The following is a 23287-nucleotide window of genomic DNA, read 5'->3' on the forward strand; positions in this document are numbered from 1 at the left end:
GTCGCTTCACTCCCGCCCCTGCTGCGACAGTACACGATTTTTTCCATCGTTCATTTTCGGGTGAATCAACGACTGATCCTTGACCATCCCATTTCCGCCGGGATGGTTTTGATATGCAGTTGAAACGCATGACGTGCTTTTATTGAAAACACGGACAGATCATGTGAAGCCAATCCCGAAGAGTGAGCAGACCGGTAATCCCAACCTTTGTCGTGATCAGTGGCCTGATCCCTTCCTGCATGTGGACGAATTTCCCGGAATAAGACCAAAGGTGTGTCCGTGGTACCGTCGGGGAGAAGATATTCGTTAAAAGAACTATTTGCAAATGAATCCCCCGCAAAACCGTCTGAACATGATAAGATAAAATTCCCCATCATTTTATTCATATATCCGGGATCGGAGCAGAACCAGGAATTATATGTATTTATTTACAAGGAAGGGGGCTGTGATTGTAGAGAAAACAGGCCCATGTTATGTTATGATAAGAATGCAGGAAAATCGGTCAGAGGAGAGGATGGGAGAGGGGAACAGGGCTCAGCCCGTTTCAAAGGATGGTTGTTTCCAAATCCAAACCCATACAAGTGAGAGGATCATAGCCTCATCCTTGTGGCATGACTTTTTCATCCTGATACTGGGTGTGTCTGGTTATTCACTTCTATGTAATCTGTAGGGGAAGCCTGTGTGACCGGCGGAGAGTCCTTTTTCAGGGGAGTACACATGTCTCACCGAGATCTCTTTCGCTCCCGGGGTTCCACGGTGTGCGCGTTTTGCAAGAAGTCGGCCCGAGTTATTTTTTTTATCAGACACGCTTTGGGTAGCAGGTAGAGAGCGGGTGATTCCCATCGAAAATCCGTTGGTTTTTTCTTTTTTACTGGTTGTAAGAAATGAAGAAGCATATATAAGGAATCTGCTGGAATCCGTTTTGAACCAAGACTTTCCGCAAGATCGGTATGAAGTGATCGTGGTGGACGGGGAATCCCAGGATTCCACTCCGCAAATCGTAGAAGAATTTCAGAGGCGTTATCCCGGTCGGATTCGTTATCTGTCCAATCCCCAAAGAACCCTTGCACCGGGTTGGAACCTTGGAATACAGCACTCCCGCGGAGAGTATGTGATCCGGGTCGACGGGCACAGTCAAATTCCCCCGGACTTTCTGTCCAGCACTTACCGCGTTGCACAGCGGGTGCCCGAGGCTTCCTGTGTGGGAGGCGTGGTGGAGACCAAGGGATCCGGATTTTGGGGAGAGGTGAACGCTTACGTCTATTCCCATCCTTTTGGAGTCGGCAACTCCAAGTTCCGAACCACCAAAAAAAAATGGGAGGGATATGTGGACACCGTTCCTTATGGGGCATACAAGCGGGAGATCTTTGAGCGGGTGGGCCTTTTCAGCGATGAGCTGAAAAGAAATGAAGACTTGGAGATGCATGCCCGCATCCGCAGAAGCGGGGGATCCTTCTTTTTGTCCACCACCGTCCGGTCCACGTATTTTGTACGAAACACTTTATCCGCCTTTTTGAAAAAATCCTACAGTGACGGGAAATGGACGATTGTGGCGAGCAAGCGAGGCTCCGGTGTACTCCGTTGGCGTCATTATATCCCGTTGGTGGTCGTCTTGACTTCATTGGTGTTGGGGGTCGCCTCATTTTTCAGCACGGTGGCTTGGTTCACCTTACTCGCATTGATCACAGTTTACTTTTCTATTTTGATCGGCTCGTCATGGGGGATCGTCAAAAAGGGATGGAAGTATTTTCTCCCTTGCATGCTGTCATTTTTCCTGTTGCATTTCAGCCGCGGGTTCGGCTCGGCCGCCAGCTACCTGAGCAGACATTACTGGAGGGGTGACCGGGTCCATGAAGAGCAGCGATACGATAATAATGCGACCAACATTGCCCGTTGACAGTGATCGGATTCGCCAACTCCGGATCCTCTGCCAAAAACCCAGACACCTGGAGGAAATCTGGTCCTGGTATGTGTTGCGCAGGATCTCCGTCTATGTGACGTTAATGCTGGGCCGAACCCGGGTGACGCCAAACGGGATCAGTTGGTCCAGCCTCCTTTTTTTCGCAATGACCGGTTGGTTTTTGATGATTGGGGAGGTTTGGGGGTATCTGTCGGCGGTTCTCTGTTACAACCTGGGTTATCTCTGTGATTGTCTGGATGGCGAGCTGGCCCGTTTGAAAGGAATGACCGGGCGTCTCGGTGTGTTTGTGGATACCCTGATCCGGGCCATGAGCATTCCGATCCTGACCGGCATTTCTCTGGCTTTCCTCAGGGAAACGGGCCGAGTGGAGGTCGATCTGCTCCCGGCGACCCTCATCTATGGGGCTGTCGTGATCGGAACACTGGGGCTGTTGGTTCCGCTGGCCTACAACTATGTGGGATTGAAAGAGGATGAAAACGATCCGGTCAGCGAGATGAGGACCTCTTCCGCTTTCATGGAGTGGCTGGCATTTTTTACGGGGATGCCCGGCTTCTTCGCCTTGTTGTTGGTCATGGTATTGGTGGAAATCGCGATTCCATTCCCGCTGGTTTCCTTGTTGTTGATCGTCTTTCTCGGTGTTACGGCCTTGAAAACGCTGGTTCGCTTGTATCTTACCACATCCAAGTTAAGATAGATTGCGGCTGGATTAAATTTGTGTAAAACGGATATTACAAACGGTGAGGAGTGTATAACATGAAAGTTGTAATCCTGGCAGCCGGAGTGGGCAGCCGCCTGCGTCCGGAAACCGATGATAAACCGAAGGCGATGATTGAAATCAATGGCAAGCCCTTGGTTCAATACCAGGTGGAAAGTGTCCGAAAAGCGGGCTTTGCCGACGAGGATATCCATGTTCTCGGTGGTTACAAAATGGAACGGATCCAGGAACACTTCGCCGGAACCGGGATCCGGTTTATTTTCAATCCCAACTATGAATCCATGAACAATATTTACTCGTTTCTGTTGACGGAGGAGATCGGGGATGACATTCTTCTGATCAACTCCGACGACTTTTTCGATGAACGGATGATTCCCTTGCTTCTCGGCGCAGAGGCTCGGACCGCGATCCTGGTGGATACGGAAAAAAAGCTGACGGAAGAGGCCATGCGCGTCAAAATGAGCGGGGGGAGCCGGTTGACGTTGATCAACAAGAAGATTGCGCTGGATGAAGCGGATGGGGAATATATCGGAATTTCCAAACTGGCCCGTCCGGAACTGGAGATCCTCTACAAGACGGCGCGCACCATGATCGACAATGGAGAGACCGACGCCTGGTATGAAAACGTATATGAAGCTTGTGCGGCGGATCTGGAAATCATCGGGGTGGATACCCAGGGATACCCGTGGGTGGAGATCGATGATTTCAACGATCTGGAGACGGCCAAAAAACTGGCGGCCACCGTTCTGACCTGACCGGGGAGGAGATGGATGATGACAATCAAAGTGCGTATCCCGGTTCAGTTGATTATCGAACACAAGGCAATTCCCCACCTGTATAAAACCCAGGTGTACGAGTGGATCAAAAATCAAAAGGTTGCCTTGGTCAGCGGGAGCGGAAAAACCCGTGCCGTGACCCATGAGATTATGGAGGTAATCTCCGGTCAGGCTTCCCGTATTCAGGTGATGAGTTGTGAAAACAACACATTGGACACGATCAACGAACTGGAACGGTTGGTGCTGGAAGACCCTCCCGACATCATCTTCGGTGTCGGCGGGGGAAAAGCTTTGGATGTTTCCAAGGTAGTGGGAACCCGGAGCAATGTTCCGGTGGTGCTGTTTCCCACTGCCATCTCCAGTGACGCGATCTGTTCCCCTGTCGCTGTGATCAAGATGTTGAACAAAAGCACGAGCATCGGAGTGAAGATGCCTCAAGGTGTGGTGATCGATCTGGATCTGTTGGCCTCCTCCCCGCCGAGGCTGATGTCCGCCGGGATTGGAGACCTCCTCTCCAACAAATCGGCACTGTTTGACTGGCGCTTGGCCCATAATGCCGGCGAAGAAGAGATGAACACCTTCGCCAATCTCATGGCGAACAATGCGGTGGATTCTTTTCTGAACCTGGTCAATCGTTCGGGGGTGAATTCCTCCAGATTGATCAAGGGAGCGGCGGAATCCTTGATCATGAGCGGAATCGCCATGTCCATCGCCGGTTCGAGCCGGCCCTGCAGCGGATCCGAGCATCTGATCAGTCATGCGTTGGACTACCATTGCGGTGGAAAAGCCCTTCACGGAGAGCAGGTGGCTCTCGGAGTGCTCGTCAGCGAATATCTCCAGGGAAAACGGGAGCAAGTGGAGAAATTGGCCCCAGTTTATGAAAAGCTGGGCTTGCCCGCTCATTATGAAGATCTGGGCTACACCCGGGAGGAAATGCACCGGGCGATCCGCAAAGCCCCGTCGATGCGGAACCGGTATACCATCCTGAACGAGTTTGAACTGACGGACGAATTCATAGATAAAATCCTGGACGAAGTTTATCCCGAGCACGCAAAAAATCGCTACCAACTGACGGGTTCGTCCGCAGGATAAGGAGTCGCGAACATGCTCGCACATCTGATGAAATACAAGGAACTGATGTATTTTCTGGTTCACAAGGAATTAAAGGTCCGGTACCGCAACTCCCTGTTCGGTTTCTTTTGGACCTTGCTGGAACCCTTGGGACTGATGGTGATCTACACCTTGGTGTTCGGATATATTATCGATCTGAACAAAGGAATCGATCCCTATCCTCTGTATGTTTTGGCGGGGTTGATTCCTTGGACTTTCTTCAATAACTCGATCCGGAAAGGAACCAAGGCGCTTTCCGGCAATGCTTCTTTGATCAAAAAGGTATATTTCCCCAGAGAGATCTTCCCGTTGACCATGTTGATCTCCAATCTGGTCAACTTCATCCCTGCTTTCACCCTGGTTTTTATCATGGCAGTGGCATACGGAAAAACGATTCAGTGGGATTATCTGGCGATGCTGCCCGGAGTGATCCTGTTGCAGGCACTATTTACGTTGGCCCTTGCCTTGCTGGTGTCTGTGCTGAATGTCTACTATCGGGATGTCGAGTTCATCGTCAATCTGGTGATGCGGGCTTGGATGTATCTCTGTCCGATTATCTATCCCATTTCCATTCTGTATGAAGAGAAGTCCAGTGAACTGGTTCAGCAGTTTGCCGACCTGTATTTCCTGAACCCGATGGCGGTGATGATCTCCATGTATCACGGTGTGTTTTTTGCCGATCAAGGATTGCCCGATAAGTTTGGCATTCCCGGTTTTTGGCTGATCTACACCGTAATCTTGACGTTGATCTTGTTTTTGGCGGCTTGGTATTTGTTTAGACGGATGAATCGCCGTGTAGGGGAAGTGATCTGACGATGGAAGCGATTGTCGTCAACAATCTGACCAAGTATTTTCGGAAAGCTTATGACAAAACCCTGAAAGGGTTCTTCATCTCGTTGGTAAAAGGGGAAAAACGTTATAAAGAGTTTACAGCTTTGAACGGTGTTTCCTTCCAAGTGAACAAGGGGGAATCCTACGCCATCATCGGAAAAAATGGAGCGGGGAAAAGCACACTGTTCAAGGTGTTGTCCGGAATCATTCAACCCGATTCCGGCGAGGTGAAGATTGAAGGAAAAGTGGCTCCCCTGATTGAGTTGGGGGCGGGTCTGTCCCGGGATCTGACGGGTGCGGAAAATATCCGGCTCAACTGTGCCATCTTTGGCTTGGATAAAAAACAGATCGCTGAAGCTTATCCAAAGATCGTGGAGTTTTCCGAGCTGGATGAGTTTATCAACACACCGGTGAAATTTTACTCATCAGGGATGAAGGCCCGGTTGGGCTTCTCCATCGCCATCCACATCGATGCGGACATCATTCTGATCGATGAAGTGTTGGCCGTCGGGGATAAGGATTTTAAACAAAAATGTTATACCAAGATGGAAGAGCTTCGCAATTCGGGAAAAACCCTTGTGATCGTCTCCCACAGCCTCAAACCGCTGCGCCGGATCTGTGACCGGGCTTTGATCCTGGAGAAGGGTCGAGTGGTGGATGTCGGGGATATCAACGAGATGATCGATAAATATCAGGATGAAAAGAAAAAAAAGAAAAAAAAGAAAGGAGCGTGATGCTCTTTGAGTGGGGACCGAGATAAATTTTCTCTAGAAGATGTAAAAGAAACCTATAAGAAAAAAGATGCTTGGTGGACCGTATTGCTTGTGGATCCTGTTGCCTCCCGCCTGATCGTGCCCACGGCCAATTATACGAACATCACGCCCAATCAACTTTCACTGTTTTCTTTTGCATTGGGGATGACATCCGTTTATTGTTTTTTCCTGGGTCACACCACGGCCCTGGTGGTTGGTGCAATCCTGTATCACATCAGTTTTATCATTGACTGTATGGACGGAAAAATCGCCCGCCTGAAAGGGACGGGATCCACCTTTGGAATGCTGTTGGATATCAGTTTGGACCATATCCGGGTCGTGCTCGCTGCGGCGGCACTGACCTACAGTCAATATCGGATTACAGAAGATGTCACCTATCTGTATCTGGGATTTTTATTCTTGGCAGCCTACTGTGCCCGCCATATCAACGCCCTTCAGTTGTACAAACTTCGGCGGGAAATGCGGGGTAAACTCCGGAAGGCGAAAAGGAAACTGAAGCGGATTGGCGAAGCCGCCGGGATCGTCATTGAAATTCCGGAAGAATCCACCCAGGTGGACAAACCGGAAGAAGAGGAAGATGAGACCGAACGGGATCACGAAACGGTGAACACCGAATTGTTACGGAAGAAAAAATTTGACCTGCAGCAAGAATTTAAATCCAAGTTCACCCATTACATGAAGGTAAGGGATTACTTTCTGGAAAAGCGGATCCGGATGCATCTGTTCAGTGGAATCGAGTTTCAAATGTTTGTGTTTGTGGTGGCACCCATCATTGGGTTTATGAAAGAGATTATCTTTTTCGGGGCGATCCTGTTGATGGCATTTGAAGCGGCCATCCTTTATAAAATCTGGCTGTCCACAAAGGACTTTCAACGGGAACTGAACAATATTGAAATGGCCACGGCAACGATTGAAGCGACCCTTCCTCCTGAAGAGACCGAAGCCGAGAACCGCTAACCGAAACAACGGACCCCCTGATCCACAGGGGGTCCGTTGTTCATTTTTGGCGGTGGCTTATCGAAGAGAATCCAGGTTCATAGTCAGCTTTTCCCCTTGGATGCTGAGAGCCCCCAAGGGAACTTCAAACCACCAAGCGCCTTGTGTCTTTTTCACGGGGGCGTATCCGGCACGTTTCAAGTTACGGGCCATGCCCCAACTGGCTGTATAGACTAAGGCGGTTTGTCCCGCTTCATCAAACTGGATTACGGTTTCTTTTTCTTCTTCGGTCAGAGACATACTTTCTCACTCTCCTCTGTGGAAACATCTCGATCATACGTTCCCCATGCTGTATATCATACCATGATCTTTAGGGATTGCCACCGATCTTTGGGTGGCGGAAAGGAGAAGTAAATCTTCCTCTCTTCTAAAATAAAGGGGAGGCCGGGGAAGATTCAAGGGGAATTTTCTGAAGACGGAAATAAAAATAAAAGACTCCGCCGTGGACAGCGGAGTATGGCATGGCAAAAAGAGATCAGGTCTGTTTTACACTGAGCGTCCGGAAACCCCGTCGGTTCAGCTTTTCACGGATCGCTTTCACCTTCGGAGTGGGCGCGAGCTTTAACAGGATCCGTCGGGCCGCGGCTTTTCCGGCATCGAAAGTCGTCACGGAGATAATGTTCACCTGGTAAGGTTTCAAAGTCTCCAACAGGTGTTCCAGTGTATACGGGGTGTCAGTCACGACGCCGAGCAAGATCCGGATGCCTTTGACACCATACCCCATGGCTACGGCCATGGCTGATTCAATATCGCTGATTTTTACAATCCCTATTAAGGTTGAATCCTTTTTATCCACGATGGGTACAAAAGGATGACGAATCACCAGTGGCAGTGTCTCCTCAAAGTCACTGTCCAGGTGGAGGGTTTGAATCGGCTCCACTGTTGGAGCAATCGGTTGGATGCGGAATGAGGATTCCCATCCTTTCTGATGCTGCAACAGAGATTGGAAAATGGTTTTGTACCCGGTGACTCCCGCAAACCGTCCCCGATCATCCACTACCGGGGCGGATTCCAAACCTTGTTGTTCCAACAGATCCAAAGTATCTTGAATGGTGGCGTTTAGTGGGACGGTTGACAATTCCGAAACTGGTGTCATGCAATTGCGAATGAACATCTACTCAATTCCCCCTTCTATAGTCACACCAATATATGTTGGAGTCAAAGGGGGAATGTGGGTTTAACAGCAGAAAAAGTTACCGGCTTCTGTTTCGACGGCGGAACAGATGGATCACCAGTCCCAGTACCACCAAGGAGCCCACCGCGCTCAGGATGACAAAGGAGTAATCGTTCCATTTGTCGTTAAGGGCCCACAACTGTTCCAAAATTTACCCCTCCTGTCGATCCAGAGTGTTCATGTGCCGTGGCCCGGTATTCCGTGTGGAGATTCCCATGGCGAACAACATGGGACAAAAGCGGGTGATTCCCTCCGCCACTTTCATGGCTGACAATCCGGCCACCATCAGCGGCATCAGGCGGACAGGGCGTTGGACCAGCCGGGAGGCACTCCAGGCCAGTCCCGTTAAGCCGAAGGTGATTCTCATCAGTGCATCCCAAGTTCCCACATTTTTTTGCATCATTCTTCACCTCCCCAGCAGATGTTTTCGCTCTTATTATGATCGGAGGAGTGTCCCATATACGAAGGACGGGTTTTGGTGGGTTGTGGTAGCATGGAAGTAAAAAACGGATCAGAGGGGGAAACGGAAGATTGACCAACAGGATTCGATATCATCATTTGGATAAACTGATCCGAACCGCGACCGGAAAGTTGTTACCCACCCGTGTGCTTATGGGGGGCATAGTGCTCAATGTGTTCACGGGAGAGCTGGAGCGTGCCGATGTGGCTCTTTGTGACGAGCGGATCGCTTATGTGGGTGATATGAAGAAAGGGGGGCTTCAGCTGCCGGACTCCCGCCGTATCATCGATGTGACGGACAAAGTGCTGGTACCAGGCTACATCGAGCCCCATGCCCACCCGTTTCAGTTGTACCATCCGGTCACTTTGGCCGCAGAGGTCCTCGGAAGGGGGACCACCACCCTGATTAATGATAATCTTTTCTTTTTCACTCTTCTGGATCCGGATGAATGGAGTCGGTTACTGGAAGCGTTGGATCGCCTGCCGGTCAAGATGTTGTGGTGGGCACGGTTGGATGCTCAGGCCCACCTGGATGAGGATTTCCGCTTTTTGTTCGGCGATGATCGGGTGTCTGGGGAATTAAAGCGCCCCTCCGTGGTGCAGGCCGGTGAGTTGACTGATTGGATGCCCTTATTGGAGGGGGAAGAAAATCGCACCCGCTGGGTGGGTGAAGCGAGGAGAAGGGGGATCCGGGTGGAAGGACATGCCCCTGGAGCTTCTTCTCGCACCTTGTCCCGTCTGGCGGCGGCGGGGGTGACGGGGGATCATGAGAGTATCTCGGCGGAGGAAGTTCTGGACCGTCTGAGGCTGGGCTATATGACAACGCTTCGGCACAGCTCCTTGCGTCCGGATCTTCCGGAATTGATCAAAGGATTGCTCCAATGGAACGGGGAGATTCCTTGGCATCGCCTGATGTTGACGACGGACGGTCCCACGCCTCCCTATCTTCGCAAAGGGTTTGTGGATTATGTCTTGAGAACGGCGATGGAAGCCGGTTGCCCGCCTGTTCGGGCTTATCAGATGGTCACCCTGAACCCGGCGTGTTACTATCGTCTGGATGAGCATCTGGGAGCGATTGCGCCGGGTCGGATTGCCGATATCAATATCCTCTCTTCTCTGGAGGAACCGGTGCCGGAACGGGTGGTGGCCGACGGGGAGCCTGTGGCGGAAAGAAAGTCTCTCCTGCGCTCCTTTCCTGGGGTCGACTGGGCCGGATATCCCACTCTCAACCGGCGATGGAAGGGATGGGTCCGTCCAGAACACCTGGAAAAACTCCCCGGGGGTACAGAAGGGAAAATTCCCATTCTTCGATTGCTCAACCCGGTGATCACCAAGCTGGAGTGGAAAGAACCCCCGGAGGGGACCCGATCGTCCCTTCCCTTGGGTGAAGGAGATTTATTGGTTGCTCTGGCTGATCGGGAAGGAAAGTGGATCACCAAATCGCTGGTGCGGGGGTTCGGCCGGGATATTGACGGTTTGGTCAGCACTTATAACGGATCCGATGACTTGTTGTTGGTGGGAAGAAATCCGGAAGCGATGGCCCGTGCCGCCAACCGCGCTTTGGAACAAGGGGGAGGGATCATTTGGGAGCAGAATGGGGAGGAAGTGTACAATCTCCCGCTTCCTCTGGCAGGAAAAACGAGTCTGCTCTCGTTGAGTGAACTGATCCCCCGGACGGAGGAATTTCTCCGCCGCATGAAGGAACATGATCATCCCTTCCACGATCCGATCTATACGTTTCTGTTTCTCTCTTCCACTCATTTACCTCAGGCTCGCTTGACGGCAGAAGGTTTGATGCATATCAAAGAAAAAAAGGTGTTGATCCCAGCAGAACGGTTGAAATGAATGAAAAACAGGAGGGGGAATTGCCCCTCCTGTTTTACCGGATATCGGCTTTTGGAAACGCTGTGAAGAATTCGTCACAGGGAGGGTTGGTTTTATATGGAGCGTTCAGAGCTTTTGCGCGAAATGTGAACCCCCAACCCGACCGACTCAAAGCGGTAAATTACAGTTCATCAGGGAACATGGTATGGAAATCCCAGCGTGGGAATCTACGATCCCCCCACCTGAAATAAGGTTCATCAAACATCCGAGTTCGGCCTTATGTACGGCTCAGGCGGATGAATTCAACAATTAGAGGTAATAGAAGAAAACAAGATATCTTCCATGAATAATTCCTGATGCCGGGGAGCCTGTTTTTTGGTTTGATGGCTCTTTGGGAAAAATGGGTGCCATGTGGTGTTGGTGGGAGGATACAGATGGATCCTGTCGAACCATAAGAGGGGGTTCCAATTCCGAGGGAGTGTGGTAAGATGCGATACAGGGTCTTGATAGAAGTCGGGGTCATTTTATGGATGGTGGCCGGCTGTTCGCTGCCGAGAGTTCTCCCTCCCGATACAGAGACAAGTGGAGAGAAGGAGATCCGGAGGATCAACCCTTTGACGGGGAAGGAGATGGAAAAGGAAACATCGGGTCGCCCATGGATGGTGATGGTGAATAACCAGGCCCAGGCCAGACCCCAATCGGGATTGGATCGGGCAGATCTTGTGGCAGAAGTTCTGGCAGAGGGAGAGATCACCCGCTTCGCCGCCTTTTACTATGGGGTAAGGGAAGGAGTTGTCGGACCGATCCGGAGTGTTCGGCCTTACTACCTGGATCTGGCCCGGGGGCCGCAAGCAGTGGTGACTCATGCCGGCGGATCACCGAAGGCAATGGAGCGGATCCGGGAGGAGAGGTTCCCCAGTCTGGATGGTATTCATGGGGACAGCCGTTGGTTTTATCGTGTAAACTTTCGACAACCTCCCCACAATCTGTACACAGATCTCGAGAAGTTGCGGGAAGGAGCCGAAAAGAAGGGGTATGCCGAAGGCACAGTTGAAAGCCCTTACATTTTCAGTCGGAAAGAACCTGATAAGGGGAAAGCTGCATCCCGAATCGATTTGAGATATCATCGACTGTACCGAGTGGAATATGGGTATGATCCGAAAACCGGGCGCTACATCCGGTATACACAAGGGAAAAAACAGGTGGATCGGGAGAAGGGGACGCCTCTGTCTATGGAAAATGTGCTGGTGATTCGTGCACCCCATCGGGTGATCGACTCCTCCGGCCGCAGAGAGGTGAGCATCACCGACGGGGGAGAGGGGATGCTCTTTCGTGGGGGAAAAGCTTGGCCCCTTCGCTGGGAATACAGACAAGGCTGGATTGTTCCACTCATGGACGGAAAGACCGCACCGCTTGCTCCAGGGAAAACCTGGATCAATGTCCTCCCGGTGGATGGAGGACTCAAGTACGGCAAATAGAAGGAAGTCAGCATATTTTGTCGAATTTTCTATTTTAAAGGGGTAAAGTATTCTGCCAGGAAAGGGGGATTTGTATGCAATTGGACAAACTGAGACAAAAAGAAGTGGACAACTTGTTTGCCGCTATTTTGACGTTAAACAGCATTGAAGAGTGTTATCGCTTTTTTGACGACCTTTGCACGGTGGGCGAGATCAAATCCTTGGCCCAGCGTCTGGAAGTGGCCCGCATGTTGAAAGAAGGGTTCACCTACAACCGGATTGAGGCCGACACGGGTGCCAGCACCGCCACCATTTCCCGGGTCAAGCGTTGCCTTCACTATGGGACCGATGGTTATACCTTGGCTCTGGATCGATTGAAGGAGCAACAGCAACAAGATGAAGGTGCGCAAAAATAATCGCCGCGGAGCTTGCTCCCGGCGTTTTTATCAGAAGTGTTGTGAAAAAGAGAGGGTTGGGTTTCACATGGAGCGTCTTTGGATCGTCAGAACAAGGGAAGCGGGAATGTGAAACCCAACCCCGACCGTCCCCAGAACGCACTAAATCACAACCTTCCAGGCGGTTGTCCATTGACTTCAATCAGCTGAAACCAGCGGCACATCCCAAAACTGGATGGATGTGCTGCGGAGTTGGCCTCACGCTGTATTTGAGATGTCTGTTTCATCAAAAGTGAGGGGAGAGCAGATCCGTTGAAAATCACTTCAAAGACTGGTTTGTTGTTGATCGATGTGCAGAAAGCCTTTGATGACCCGAAATGGGGCTCGCGGAACAATCCTTTTGCAGAAGAGAATATCGGGCACTTGCTATCGGTCTGGCGTGCAAAAGGGCTACCGGTTGTCCATATCCGTCATCTCTCCCGGAACAGGGGCTCACTTTTTCATCCCGACGCCGACAGTTGTGATTTCAAGGAGGAAGCCCGTCCGCTGGCGGAGGAGCCGGTCATTGAGAAGTATGTGAACAGTGCCTTCATCGGGACGGATTTGGAAGAGAGACTCAGAGAAAGAGGGATTCAATCCTTGGTGATTGCCGGTCTGACCACGGATCATTGCGTCTCCACCACGACCCGGATGGCGAGAAATCTGGGCTTTGACCCCCAACTCCTGTCTGATGCCACGGCCACTTTTGACCGGGTGGATCTTGATGGCAATCGGATCCCGGCAGCGGAGGTTCATCGCATCCATCTGGCCAGTCTCCACGGCGAGTTCACCCAAGTGACAAACATCCGCAATCTGATCGCTCATCTGTGACTCTGAGGGTCTTTTTGAAAGGGGACTTCCATTTTTTGAACTGTTGCGGCCAATCCTGTGGAACGAACTGGAGTCTTGTCCCGGGGATCAATCAAAGGAAAAGCAAATCCCTCCGTTGATGATGGAGGGATCTGGACGTTCCGCTTCAAGAGCCCCGTGGGGCTCCTTTTTTGGGACTCTCGAAGCATTGTGAAAAAGACGTTCACAGGGAGGGGTGGCTTTCACATGGAGTGATTTCACAGTTAAGAACAACATGTGAAAACCAATCCCGACCGGTCCGCCCCGGATATAGATTGATCAGACACGCCCTAATAAGCCCGGGAGAACCAGACGGTATGTTGGGCTTTTTCACCGCAGTGGATACAGGTTTTCTTGATGACCGGGGGTTCAAAGGGAATGTTTCGGGAGGTGAATTTGGTCTCTTCCTTCACCTTGGATTCACAGGCGTCCTCACCACACCAGCCGGCCAACACCCAGCCTGCAACCTTGGCTTCGCTTTCCTTTTGGGTGATATGGGTTTTCAATTCTTCCAGGGTGTTGATGTGCAGATGAGAGTGGTGGTCCCGGAAAGCCAGCGCTTTTTGAAACATGTTCTCTTGGATCTCTTCCAACAGTTCGCGGACCTTCTCAACTGCCTGATCGATCGCGACTGCCACCTTCTCCCCGGTGTCACGGCGGGCCAATACCACTTCCCCTTTGTCCACGTCTCGGGGTCCGATTTCCAGGCGGAGAGGAACACCGCGCATCTCCCATTCATTAAACTTCCATCCCGGCGTCTCCTCCCGCAAGTCAGCCCGTACGCGAACCCCCGCGGACCGGAGATCATCGAACAGCGGATCGAACCTCTCCATCACTTTCTCCCTCAGCTTGACCGGGCCGACGGGGATCATCACCACCTGTGTCGGTGCCACGCGGGGCGGCATGGCCAGTCCGCGGTCATCGCCGTGAACCATGATCATGGAGCCGATCAGGCGGGTGGAGGTTCCCCAGGAAGTGGTGTGGACGTATTTCAGCTGGTTGTCCTTGTCCAGGAATTTAATATCAAATCCCTTGGCAAAGTTTTCTCCAAGATAGTGGGAGGTGCCGGCTTGAACCGCTTTACCGTCTTTCATCATCGCTTCGATGGAATAGGTCTCCACTGCACCGGCAAACCGCTCACTGGGGGTTTTTTGCCCTTTCCAGACCGGAATGGCCAAAACTTGTTCCACCACTTCCCTGTAGATTTCCAGCATCTGCATCGTCTCTTGGCGGGCTTCCTCCTCTGTGGCATGGGCGGTATGTCCTTCCTGCCAGAGAAATTCTGAGGTTCGCAGAAAGGGCATGGTCCGTTTTTCCCACCGGAACACATTGGCCCATTGGTTGATCAACACCGGCAGGTCCCGATGGCTGTGGATCCACTGACTGTACATATGGCCGATCATCGTCTCTGAAGTGGGGCGCAGGGCCAAGCGCTCTTCCAGTTTTTCGCCGGCGGCTTCAGTCACCCAGGGCAGCTCCGGATTAAAGCCCTCCACATGTTCTTTTTCTTTTTGGAAAAAAGACTCCGGAATCAGCATCGGAAAATAGGCATTCCGGTGTCCCGTCTCCTTGAACCGCTGATCCATCGCCGCCTGAATCCGCTCCCACAACTCAAAACCGTCCGGCTTGAACACGATGCAGCCGCGGACGGGTGTGTAATCCATCAAATCCCCTTTTCGGATCACATCGATATACCAGCGGGAGAAATCCTCCGACTGCGGGGTGATCTCCTTTACAAATTTTTTTTCATCGGCCATCTGATATCACTCCTTGAACCCATTGTAAACAAAAATCCCCCATCCCCAAAGGGACGGGAGATTCAACCCGCGGTACCACCCTGATTGACCGCAGACTGCGGTCCGCTTGATCCCGATAACGGAGGGGCATCCGACATGGCTCATCGCCAGTGGCTCCAGGATGGGGAACAGATACCCTGTGGATCGACCTTCCAGTCAAGAGCCGACTCCCTGGGACACAGTTGGTACCTGCAGGTCCTTTCATCACCTTCTTCGGAAAAATCATATCAGGGACAACCATCATTGTCAATTTGATGACTTCGGAAAAAGGTCAAGCAAATCCGTGGAAGATCAGGATGAAGACTGCATATCCGAATAAACAGGCGACGATGGTGGAAATGCACAACACCAATCCCAACAGGAGCGAGACCCAAGTGCGGGGACGGGTAGCGGCATACCGGTAGGAGAGAATACCCGCTGCCACTTGGCCGATTCCTAGGGGAATGACAAACAGGAGGCCAAATCCACTGACCCAGTACCACAGGAGTTCACGGCCTTCGGGGGATACCGCTCCTTCAAATAGGTTGTACCGGCTTCCGATCCACAGATAGCCGATGAGGAACACCAGGCTCCAGATCCCGTAATATCCGCTCGCGCTCCAGAACCATTTTTTCACCTTGCCCCCTCCCCACTCTTGGATTCCCTTTCCTGTTTATCGCTTCATCCTATGCGCCGATTGGCGGGATTTTTCCATTGTGAATCTAAAAGAAGCGTTTCTTTTTCCCTCTTTCCTTGTCGTGTATAATGATCCTGAATGGAAAGAGCGGCTGTGGGAGGATGAACATTTGCTGACGGAACGCATGAAAAAATGGCGACATGTGTTTAAACTGGATCCCAATCGGACCCTGTCCGAAAAATCTTTGGAAAAGGTGTGCACCAGCGGCACCGATGCAGTGATCGTGGGTGGGACAGATGGCATCACTTACCAAAATTCTCGAGACCTGATCGAGCGGATCGCTGAATACCCAGTGGAATCTGTCCAGGAAATCTCCGCTGAATCGGCTGTCGTCCCCGGTGTGGACGGTTATCTGATCCCCGTCGTTCTCAATTCCGGATCCCTGCACTGGGTGCTTAAGGCACAACATCGGGCGATCCGGAAGTACGGGGACTGGATTCCCTGGGAAGATGTAGCCGCGCTCGGCTACGTGGTGCTCAATCCGGAATCCAAGGTGGGCCGCCTGACTGAGAGCCGGACGGGGGTGGGAACTGCTGACCTGACGGCCTACGGCCGTCTGGCGGAACACTTGTTCAGAATGCCCGCCTTGTATGTGGAGTACAGCGGAATGTACGGCGATGAAGGGATGGTGCGGGCGGCGCGCCGGGGATTAAAAAGATCCCGGCTGTTTTACGGGGGCGGGATCTCCCGGGAAGACCAGGCCCGGGCCATGAGCCGGGAAGCCGACACCGTGGTCGTGGGCAATCTGGTTTATCAAAACCTGGAGGCGGCGCTGGAGTCCGTTCGCTGGGTCAAGGAAACGGAATCGAAGGGAGTCTCGGGGGATCAGGGCATAAATTAACCGGAAAATGGCGGTGAGTACACTGCCAAAGGGAACTTTGCATCACAGGCACTGCAATTCGGATGGGCCGAAGCCCTGGGTCTAAGGTTGCCATTCCACCCAGCGGAAAGTCTTACGGGAGGGCGTTTAGGGGCAACATTCTTCCTTGTGATACGTCTTTGCCCCTGCCCGACGGTCAGATTCGGAGCGGCCAGTCATTACTTCCTTGTGGGATAGCATAGCGCGAATGGGAGGCACGACCCCAAGCGCGACTCGTGCCCTATGGGCGGCCTCGGTTGCATGGCGGAACAGGATCCCTCATCCAAGATGTTGGATCAACATGCTCCCGAAGGATGATTAAAGCGGAAAGGTGCGGATCACAATGGCACAAAACACCTGGGCGAAGGGCTCCCTACTCCAAGGGTTGAACCCCGATCAGAGACTGGCGGTGGAGACGACGGAAGGTCCGCTTCTGATCGTGGCCGGGGCCGGCAGTGGCAAAACGCGGGTGTTGACCAACCGGGTGGCTCACCTGTTGTCGGAAAAACGGATTCATCCGTGGAATATCCTGGCGATCACGTTCACCAATAAAGCGGCCCGGGAGATGAAGGATCGGATCCATGCTTTGGCAGGAGCTGAGGCGGAGGAGATTTGGATTTCCACCTTTCACTCCATGTGTGTCCGCATCCTGCGACGGGACATTGACCGGATCGGTTACAACCGGAACTTCACCATTCTGGACAGTTCCGATCAGCTGACGGTGATGAAACAGATTTTAAAGGAAAAGAACCTGGATCCGAAACAAATTCCACCTCGGGGCTTGTTACACCGGATCAGCCATGGGAAAAACCGGCTTCAAACCGCCCGGGACATGAAGGAGCGGGCCCAGAGCTACATGGACGAATTGGCGGCGGAGATCTTTGAAACCTATCAGGACAAGCTTCGGACCAATCAGTCTCTGGACTTCGACGACTTGCTTACGGAGACGGTGCGCCTGTTCCGGCAGGTGCCGGAGGTACTGGACTTTTACCGGAAAAAATTTCAGTACATCCATGTGGATGAATATCAGGATACCAACCATGTGCAGTATGTCCTGATCCGCCTGCTGGCGGAACATCATCGGAATCTGTGTGTGGTGGGGGATTCCGACCAGTCCATCTACCGCTTTCGCGGTGCGGACATCAGCAACATTCTTCATTTTGAGCGGGATTATCCCGACGCCCAAGTGATTAAACTGGAACAGAACTATCGCTCCACCCAAACGATCCTGAAGGCGGCCAACAGTGTCATCTCCTACAATAGGGAGCGGAAGCCGAAGGATCTGTGGACGGAGAATGAAGCTGGCGAGCCGGTGCAGTTGTATGAAGCGGAGAATGAACATGAGGAAGCCTATTTTGTGGCGGACACTGTTGTAAAAGAGAGGAAAAACGGGAAGGGGTACAAAAGTTTCGCGGTTTTGTACCGGACCAATGCTCAGTCCCGGGTGCTGGAAGAAGTCCTCATGAAATCCAATATTCCCTACCGGATGGTGGGTGGGCTGAAGTTTTATGAGCGGAAGGAGATCAAAGATCTACTGGCCTATCTGCGGTTGGTGGTCAATCCTGACGACGATCTCAGTTTGCGTCGGGTGATCAATGTGCCCAAACGGGGAATTGGACAGGCCACTGTGGACAAAATCGCGGCTTTTGCCGATCGGGAAGGGATCTCCATGATGCAGGCGCTCCTGGAAGTGGAAGGGATCGGCCTCTCCAATCGCTTCTTGCGGCCCTTGGAGAAATTCACCGGTCTGATCAAAGAGCTGAATGCGATGATGGAGTATCTGTCGGCGGGAGAGCTGACGGAAGAAGTCCTGGAACGGACCGGCTATCGAGAGGAATTGATGAAGGAGGAGACCGTTGAAGCGGCCAGCCGTCTGGAAAACATCGATGAGTTTCTCTCCGTGACCCGGGAATTTGAAGAGAAAAATGAAGATAAATCCCTGGTGGCTTTTTTGACGGATCTGGCTTTGATCTCCGATGTGGATACTCTGGAGGAGGATCCGGACGCTCCGGAGGATGCCGTCACCCTGATGACCCTGCACTCCGCCAAAGGGCTGGAATTTCCCCAAGTGTTTCTGGTGGGAATGGAGGAGGGGATCTTCCCTCACAGCCGCACCTTGGATGATCCTGAGGAGTTGGAAGAGGAACGGAGACTGGCTTATGTGGGCATCACCCGGGCCGAAGAGAAATTGTACCTCACCCGGGCGAAAATGCGGATGCTGTTCGGTCAAACCCATACCAACCCCCCGTCCCTTTTCCTGCGGGAGATCCCCCGGGAGTTGGTGGAGCCGGTCGGCAAGCCCCCGGCGGTTTTGAAGAAGCCGGTTCTGCGCCGGGGTCCGGTTCGTCCCGTCCCCGACACGGAGACGGATTGGCGCGTGGGGGACAAGGTGAGTCATAAGAAATGGGGGATCGGCACTGTGGTCAAGATACAGGGGGAAGGTCAGGATTTGGAGTTGAACATCGCTTTTCCCGCCCCCACAGGCGTGAAAAGACTGTTGGCCCAGTTTGCCCCCATCACCAAGGTTTGAAGGTATGAACGAGGGAGGAAGGATGCGTGGAGCGGAAAGAAGCGGAACAACGGATCGAGGTCTTGCGCCGGGAGATCCATGATCACAATTACCAGTACCATGTGTTGGACCGTCCGGTGATCTCTGATGAAGAATATGACAGGAAGATGCAGGAGTTGCTCCGGCTGGAACAGGAACACCCGGAGCTTGTGACCCCCGATTCCCCCAGCCAGCGTGTCGGCGGGGAGCCGCTTCCCTATTTTGAAAAAGTGCGGCACACCCAACCGATGCTCAGCCTGGCCAATGCCTTTAATTTTGAGGAGTTGCAGGAGTTTGACCGGCGGATTCGCCGGCTGGCCGAAGTGGACGGGGTGGATTATGTTTGCGAGTTGAAGATCGACGGTCTAGCGGTCACCATCCGCTATGAAGAGGGGGTGATGATCCGCGGGGCCACCCGGGGGGACGGCACCATCGGTGAAAACATTACACAAAATCTGAAAACCATCCGCTCCCTGCCTCTGCGCTTGCGGGATGAAGTCACCCTGGAAGTGCGCGGAGAAGCCTTCCTTCCCCGAAAAGAATTTGAACGGATCAACCGACAGAAGGAGAGTCGCGGCGAGACCCTGTTCGCCAATCCCCGAAATGCGGCAGCCGGATCCCTGCGCCAGTTGGATCCCAAACTGGCCGCTGAGCGGGCTCTCGATATTTTCCTCTACGGGATCGGGGAACTCCACGGTACAGAAACGCCAAAGACCCATACCGAATCCCTGGATCTGTTGTCCCGGCTCGGTCTGAAGGTCAACCCTGTGCGGGTGACCGTCAAGGGAATCGATAATGTGATGGAGTTTATCGATCATTGGCGGGAAAACAGGGAAGAGCTGGGGTATGACATCGATGGGATCGTGATCAAGGTGGATGATCTGAGGCTCAGAGAACGGCTGGGTACCACCGCCAAGAACCCACGCTGGGCGATCGCCTACAAGTTTCCCGCGGAGGAAGGAGTCACCGTACTCCGGGGGATTGAGATCAACGTGGGTCGGACTGGAGCCGTCACTCCCACCGCCTTGTTGGATCCCGTCGTCCTGGCAGGAACCACCGTCCAGCGGGCCACCCTTCACAATGAGGACTTCATCAAGGAAAAAGAGATTCTGTTGGGAGACCATGTGATTGTGAAAAAGGCGGGAGACATTATTCCCGAAGTGGTCGGCGTGGTCCCGGAGCGCCGCACCGGGGAGGAGAAGTCCTACCGGATGCCGGAGGAGTGTCCCGAATGTGGCAGCAAGCTCGTCCGGCTGGAGGGGGAAGTGGCCTTGCGTTGCATCAACCCCCAATGCCCTGCCCAAACCCGGGAAGGGATCATCCACTTTGTCTCCCGGGGAGCGATGAATATCGAAGGGATCGGGGAGAAAGTGGTCACGCAACTCTTCAACGCCGACCTGGTCCGGGGGCCGGCAGATCTTTACGACCTGAAAGCTGAGGACCTTCTCCCACTGGAGAGGATGGGGAAAAAATCCGTGGAAAATCTGCTCGCCGCCATTGAGAAAAGTAAGCAAAACTCCGTCGAAAAGCTGCTCTTCGGTCTGGGGATCCGCTTTGTCGGCTCCAAAGGGGCACAGATTTTGGCGCAGCACTTCGGTGGACTAAAAGCCATTATGGCGGCGGACCGGGAGGAGCTGGAAGCCGTCGATGAGATCGGACCCAAGATGGCGGAAAGTATCCAGACTTATTTCAACAAACCCGAAGTGAGAGAGATGATCCGCCGGCTGGAAGCGGCGGGAGTCAATATGATCTATAAGGGACGGGCTCCGATACAGCAGGGAGATTCCGACAGCCCCTTCGCCGGCAAAACCGTGGTGCTCACCGGCACACTGGAATCCATGTCCCGCAAGGAAGCCGCCGACCGCATTGAAGCACAGGGGGGCAAGGTGACTGGAAGCGTCAGCAAAAATACGGATTACGTCATCGCCGGGGCAAAGGCGGGCTCCAAACTGAAAAAAGCCCGCGAGCTCGGGGTGGACGTGATCGATGAGCCCACCTTTTTAGCGATGCTGGAGGGATGAAAGCCGTTCATACAGGAGGGTTGGGTTTCATATGGAGTGGAGTGTCTTTGGCTCGTCAGAACAACGGAAGCGGAATATGAAACCTAATCCCGACCGTCAAGGAGCGCACTAAATCACAAGGCTTCAAGGTCTGGAAAGGCTTCAGCAAACCAAGGGAACCATCATCTCCTCGCTGAGTTCCCGACCCTGTCCACCCGGTAACCATTTGTCAAAGCATCATGGGTCACAGCTGTCAGTCAAAAAGCCACCGGATTCCGGTGGCCCAAGAGCTTGGCTTTGCTCTTTTTTATAGGGAAGCATGATCGCAGTTCATCGGGACAGGTTTCTTTCAGGCAGATGAACCTCAAAGTTGATGCTGGGAAGCAGCTGGTGATAGTGGTCCACCGCTAGCAGGAGATAGCGGACTCCCTCGTCGGTATCCCCCGATTGAATGTAGTGTTTACCAAGGGTGTGGGAGGCCCGGGCCGCATTTTCCGGGGCGCCCAGACGAAGAAATGATTGGATCGCCTCCCGGTAACAGCGGGTGAACTCCTTGTAATTCCCTCGGTGATAGTGGATTTGTCCCAGAAAAATCAGACATTCGGACTTGAGGCGTTCCCGGGATTCCAGTAAGGGGAGTGCTTTCTCAATATGATGTTGCGCTTGATCCAACTCCCCGGTCTTCAGATAGGTACGACACAAAATCTGATGGACGAATCCCTCTTCCCAGGCGGGCAGATGATCCGGACTGACCACTTCCAGTGATTGGTTCAGATAGTGGATCGCCTGTTTGCAATCCTCCAACCTCAGATAACAGACACCCAACTCATGGTAAGTTCGGGAAATCAGTATTTTGGAGAACTTAAACTGATCAGCGATCCGAAGCACCCGTTCGAAACACTCGATCGCATCCTGGAAATTGCCTTTGTTGGTGTGACAAGCACCCAGGATGTTGAACATGGAGCATACTTCCAGCCAACGATCCTTCTTCAGCATGATATTGATCGCTTTCTCGGTATACAGAATGCCGAGAGCAGGGTCGGAAAGGAACAGGTGGGTTTTTCCCAGATTTCCGTAGATATAGGCTTTTTCAATGTCATCAGTCACTTGGGGAAACAATTTTTCCGCCTGCTTGTAGCAGAGAAGCGCCTGATCATACATATCCTCCAAAAAATGAATATTTCCTTTCATCCGAAGGTACCAGACGAGAAGGTTGGTATCTTCCTCCGGATTTCCCCATCTTTGTTCAAAAGCGGCAAGTTTGTCATGGTACTTCTCTTTTTCGGCAAAATGAATTAAAAAATTGATCTCTATCAGATCGGTTTTGATATGGACCCGTTGATCAGGGGTCTTTCCGGAGAATTCTCTCAAGTCTTTAAGAAAGGCTTTTGCTTCTTGATATCGTTCATACACCAGAGAGCTGCGGATTTTGTCAATCAAAAAATCCGCTCGGCGGAGGTCGTCTTGATCGATGACACCGAGAAGATCTTTCACAGAGGAACGGAGGCGCTTGGCGAGGGGGACAAGGATATCGGGTTTGGGATGGGCCTTTTCATTTTCGATCAGACTCAAGTATGGTACGGAAATGATCCCCTCGGCCAGTTCGGACTGGGTAAGTCCCAGCTCCTTCCTCCTGTATCGAATGTTGTTTCCGAGACCGATGGCTTGTTCCCTCCTTTCGATCATTGCAGGAATGAGCCGGCCAGGCGGCTGATCTGCCTGCATAAAGGGGAATGTGGTCCCGAGGATTCACAAAAAATTGGAGTGTGCATTACTAACATCTTACTTCTATCCGACCTGCTGTCAACTGTGGATTGGAAGGAGGAGCCAACGGACGAGGGAAGTTTTAAAAACTTTAAATGGAAACCGGGTTAAAAGCCCGGAAACCAGGGAAGATCATGTCGAATTCCGTCGAATTTTTAAAAACACAGGTTCATAAAATTGTAGTATGATATAGTCGGGCCGGGGAATCGGTGATACGACCGATCCATTTAGGTCTGGGTATTGCGAAGTTCCACTGTTTTTGAGGTCTTGGTCTTTCTATATCAAAGGGCGCCTTGGTCAGGTGCCTTTTTTTTTGCCAAATTCG

The 23287-nt window shown here is 52.4% G+C and carries 21 protein-coding genes; 14 read left to right on the forward strand and 7 right to left on the reverse strand.

Annotation, left to right across the window (positions count from 1 at the left end; genetic code table 11):
- Positions 1-832: 832 nt before the first annotated feature.
- Genes IEV46_RS13735 through IEV46_RS13765 form a run of 7 tightly spaced genes read left to right on the forward strand, consistent with a single transcriptional unit; the run spans position 833 to position 7083 of the window.
- A complete protein-coding gene (locus tag IEV46_RS13735) occupies positions 833-1897 on the forward strand; it encodes a glycosyltransferase family 2 protein (RefSeq protein WP_229736127.1) in 1065 nt (354 codons plus the stop codon).
- Complete coding sequence (locus IEV46_RS13740; RefSeq protein WP_188433120.1) at positions 1875-2615, forward strand: CDP-alcohol phosphatidyltransferase family protein; 741 nt, start codon at positions 1875-1877, stop codon at positions 2613-2615. Before IEV46_RS13735 ends, IEV46_RS13740 begins: the two co-directional genes overlap by 23 nt.
- Positions 2616-2674: 59 nt before the next feature.
- Positions 2675-3391, forward strand: a complete 717-nt coding sequence (locus tag IEV46_RS13745) for a phosphocholine cytidylyltransferase family protein (protein ID WP_188433121.1) — start codon at positions 2675-2677, stop codon at positions 3389-3391.
- An 18-nt stretch (positions 3392-3409) separates the two neighbouring features.
- Entirely contained in the window at positions 3410-4504 is a 1095-nt protein-coding gene (locus tag IEV46_RS13750) for an iron-containing alcohol dehydrogenase family protein (RefSeq protein ID WP_188433122.1), read from the forward strand.
- A 12-nt stretch (positions 4505-4516) separates the two neighbouring features.
- Positions 4517-5335, forward strand: coding sequence for an ABC transporter permease (locus IEV46_RS13755; RefSeq protein ID WP_188433123.1), 819 nt, complete (start codon positions 4517-4519; stop codon positions 5333-5335).
- Positions 5336-5337: 2 nt separating this feature from the next.
- On the forward strand, positions 5338-6087 hold the full coding sequence (locus IEV46_RS13760; RefSeq protein ID WP_188433124.1) for an ABC transporter ATP-binding protein: 750 nt from the start codon (positions 5338-5340) through the stop codon (positions 6085-6087).
- A 6-nt stretch (positions 6088-6093) separates the two neighbouring features.
- Positions 6094-7083: a CDP-alcohol phosphatidyltransferase family protein gene (locus IEV46_RS13765; protein ID WP_188433125.1), complete on the forward strand. Its 990-nt coding sequence runs from the start codon at positions 6094-6096 to the stop codon at positions 7081-7083.
- A gap of 57 nt (positions 7084-7140) precedes the next feature.
- Here the strand turns inward: IEV46_RS13765 and IEV46_RS13770 are convergent, their stop codons facing one another.
- From IEV46_RS13770 to IEV46_RS13780, 4 genes are all read right to left on the reverse strand, one after another.
- Positions 7141-7362 (reverse strand): hypothetical protein, encoded by a 222-nt coding sequence (locus tag IEV46_RS13770; protein WP_188433126.1) that lies wholly within the window; start codon positions 7360-7362, stop codon positions 7141-7143.
- Between the two features lie 235 nt (positions 7363-7597).
- Positions 7598-8236 carry a CBS domain-containing protein gene (locus tag IEV46_RS13775; RefSeq protein WP_188433127.1) on the reverse strand — a complete coding sequence of 213 codons (639 nt, stop codon included), beginning with the start codon at positions 8234-8236 and terminating at the stop codon, positions 7598-7600.
- Between the two features lie 79 nt (positions 8237-8315).
- Entirely contained in the window at positions 8316-8444 is a 129-nt protein-coding gene (locus tag IEV46_RS18360) for an EYxxD motif small membrane protein (RefSeq protein ID WP_268235913.1), read from the reverse strand.
- 3 nt (positions 8445-8447) lie between these two features.
- Positions 8448-8696: a YgaP family membrane protein gene (locus IEV46_RS13780; RefSeq protein ID WP_229736128.1), complete on the reverse strand. Its 249-nt coding sequence runs from the start codon at positions 8694-8696 to the stop codon at positions 8448-8450.
- A gap of 131 nt (positions 8697-8827) precedes the next feature.
- Between IEV46_RS13780 and IEV46_RS13785 the strand changes: the two genes are divergently transcribed.
- The 4 genes from IEV46_RS13785 to IEV46_RS13800 all read left to right on the forward strand — a co-directional run bounded on the left by IEV46_RS13785 (position 8828) and on the right by IEV46_RS13800 (position 13301).
- Complete coding sequence (locus IEV46_RS13785; RefSeq protein ID WP_188433129.1) at positions 8828-10600, forward strand: adenine deaminase C-terminal domain-containing protein; 1773 nt, start codon at positions 8828-8830, stop codon at positions 10598-10600.
- Positions 10601-11067: 467 nt separating this feature from the next.
- Entirely contained in the window at positions 11068-12057 is a 990-nt protein-coding gene (locus tag IEV46_RS13790) for a DUF3048 domain-containing protein (protein ID WP_188433130.1), read from the forward strand.
- 74 nt (positions 12058-12131) lie between these two features.
- A complete protein-coding gene (locus IEV46_RS13795) occupies positions 12132-12452 on the forward strand; it encodes a YerC/YecD family TrpR-related protein (protein ID WP_188433131.1) in 321 nt (106 codons plus the stop codon).
- Positions 12453-12749: 297 nt separating this feature from the next.
- Positions 12750-13301: a cysteine hydrolase family protein gene (locus IEV46_RS13800; protein ID WP_229736131.1), complete on the forward strand. Its 552-nt coding sequence runs from the start codon at positions 12750-12752 to the stop codon at positions 13299-13301.
- Between the two features lie 308 nt (positions 13302-13609).
- Here IEV46_RS13800 and proS read toward each other — a convergent pair whose 3' ends face one another.
- The gene (proS, locus tag IEV46_RS13805; protein ID WP_188433133.1) at positions 13610-15076 is read right to left on the reverse strand and encodes a proline--tRNA ligase; all 1467 of its coding nucleotides are present in this window, start codon (positions 15074-15076) and stop codon (positions 13610-13612) included.
- 310 nt (positions 15077-15386) lie between these two features.
- Positions 15387-15731, reverse strand: a complete 345-nt coding sequence (locus IEV46_RS13810) for a hypothetical protein (protein WP_188433134.1) — start codon at positions 15729-15731, stop codon at positions 15387-15389.
- A 169-nt stretch (positions 15732-15900) separates the two neighbouring features.
- Here IEV46_RS13810 and pcrB point away from each other — a divergent pair, with 169 nt between their 5' ends.
- The 3 genes from pcrB to ligA all read left to right on the forward strand — a co-directional run bounded on the left by pcrB (position 15901) and on the right by ligA (position 21219).
- Positions 15901-16632 (forward strand): heptaprenylglyceryl phosphate synthase, encoded by a 732-nt coding sequence (gene pcrB / locus IEV46_RS13815; RefSeq protein WP_229736129.1) that lies wholly within the window; start codon positions 15901-15903, stop codon positions 16630-16632.
- A gap of 361 nt (positions 16633-16993) precedes the next feature.
- On the forward strand, positions 16994-19180 hold the full coding sequence (pcrA, locus tag IEV46_RS13820; protein ID WP_188433135.1) for a DNA helicase PcrA: 2187 nt from the start codon (positions 16994-16996) through the stop codon (positions 19178-19180).
- 26 nt (positions 19181-19206) lie between these two features.
- Positions 19207-21219, forward strand: coding sequence for an NAD-dependent DNA ligase LigA (gene ligA, locus IEV46_RS13825; protein WP_188433136.1), 2013 nt, complete (start codon positions 19207-19209; stop codon positions 21217-21219).
- A 309-nt stretch (positions 21220-21528) separates the two neighbouring features.
- Here the strand turns inward: ligA and IEV46_RS13830 are convergent, their stop codons facing one another.
- A complete protein-coding gene (locus tag IEV46_RS13830) occupies positions 21529-22923 on the reverse strand; it encodes a helix-turn-helix domain-containing protein (RefSeq protein ID WP_188433137.1) in 1395 nt (464 codons plus the stop codon).
- Positions 22924-23287: the final 364 nt, after the last annotated feature.

The organism is Kroppenstedtia guangzhouensis (genome assembly GCF_014637345.1).
GTDB classification, from domain to species: Bacteria; Bacillota; Bacilli; order Thermoactinomycetales; family DSM-45169; genus Kroppenstedtia; species Kroppenstedtia guangzhouensis.

Coding starts and splice junctions, on each gene's coding strand:
- IEV46_RS13740 (WP_188433120.1), top strand. CDS start 1,875: ATGCGACCAACATTGCCCGTTGACAGTGATCGGATTCGCCAACTCCGG.
- IEV46_RS13745 (WP_188433121.1), top strand. CDS start 2,675: ATGAAAGTTGTAATCCTGGCAGCCGGAGTGGGCAGCCGCCTGCGTCCG.
- IEV46_RS13750 (WP_188433122.1), top strand. CDS start 3,410: ATGACAATCAAAGTGCGTATCCCGGTTCAGTTGATTATCGAACACAAG.
- IEV46_RS13755 (WP_188433123.1), top strand. CDS start 4,517: ATGCTCGCACATCTGATGAAATACAAGGAACTGATGTATTTTCTGGTT.
- IEV46_RS13760 (WP_188433124.1), top strand. CDS start 5,338: ATGGAAGCGATTGTCGTCAACAATCTGACCAAGTATTTTCGGAAAGCT.
- IEV46_RS13770 (WP_188433126.1), bottom strand. CDS start 7,362: ATGTCTCTGACCGAAGAAGAAAAAGAAACCGTAATCCAGTTTGATGAA.
- IEV46_RS13775 (WP_188433127.1), bottom strand. CDS start 8,236: ATGTTCATTCGCAATTGCATGACACCAGTTTCGGAATTGTCAACCGTC.
- IEV46_RS13780 (WP_229736128.1), bottom strand. CDS start 8,696: ATGCAAAAAAATGTGGGAACTTGGGATGCACTGATGAGAATCACCTTC.
- IEV46_RS13790 (WP_188433130.1), top strand. CDS start 11,068: ATGCGATACAGGGTCTTGATAGAAGTCGGGGTCATTTTATGGATGGTG.
- IEV46_RS13795 (WP_188433131.1), top strand. CDS start 12,132: ATGCAATTGGACAAACTGAGACAAAAAGAAGTGGACAACTTGTTTGCC.
- proS (WP_188433133.1), bottom strand. CDS start 15,076: ATGGCCGATGAAAAAAAATTTGTAAAGGAGATCACCCCGCAGTCGGAG.
- pcrA (WP_188433135.1), top strand. CDS start 16,994: ATGGCACAAAACACCTGGGCGAAGGGCTCCCTACTCCAAGGGTTGAAC.
- IEV46_RS13830 (WP_188433137.1), bottom strand. CDS start 22,923: ATGCAGGCAGATCAGCCGCCTGGCCGGCTCATTCCTGCAATGATCGAA.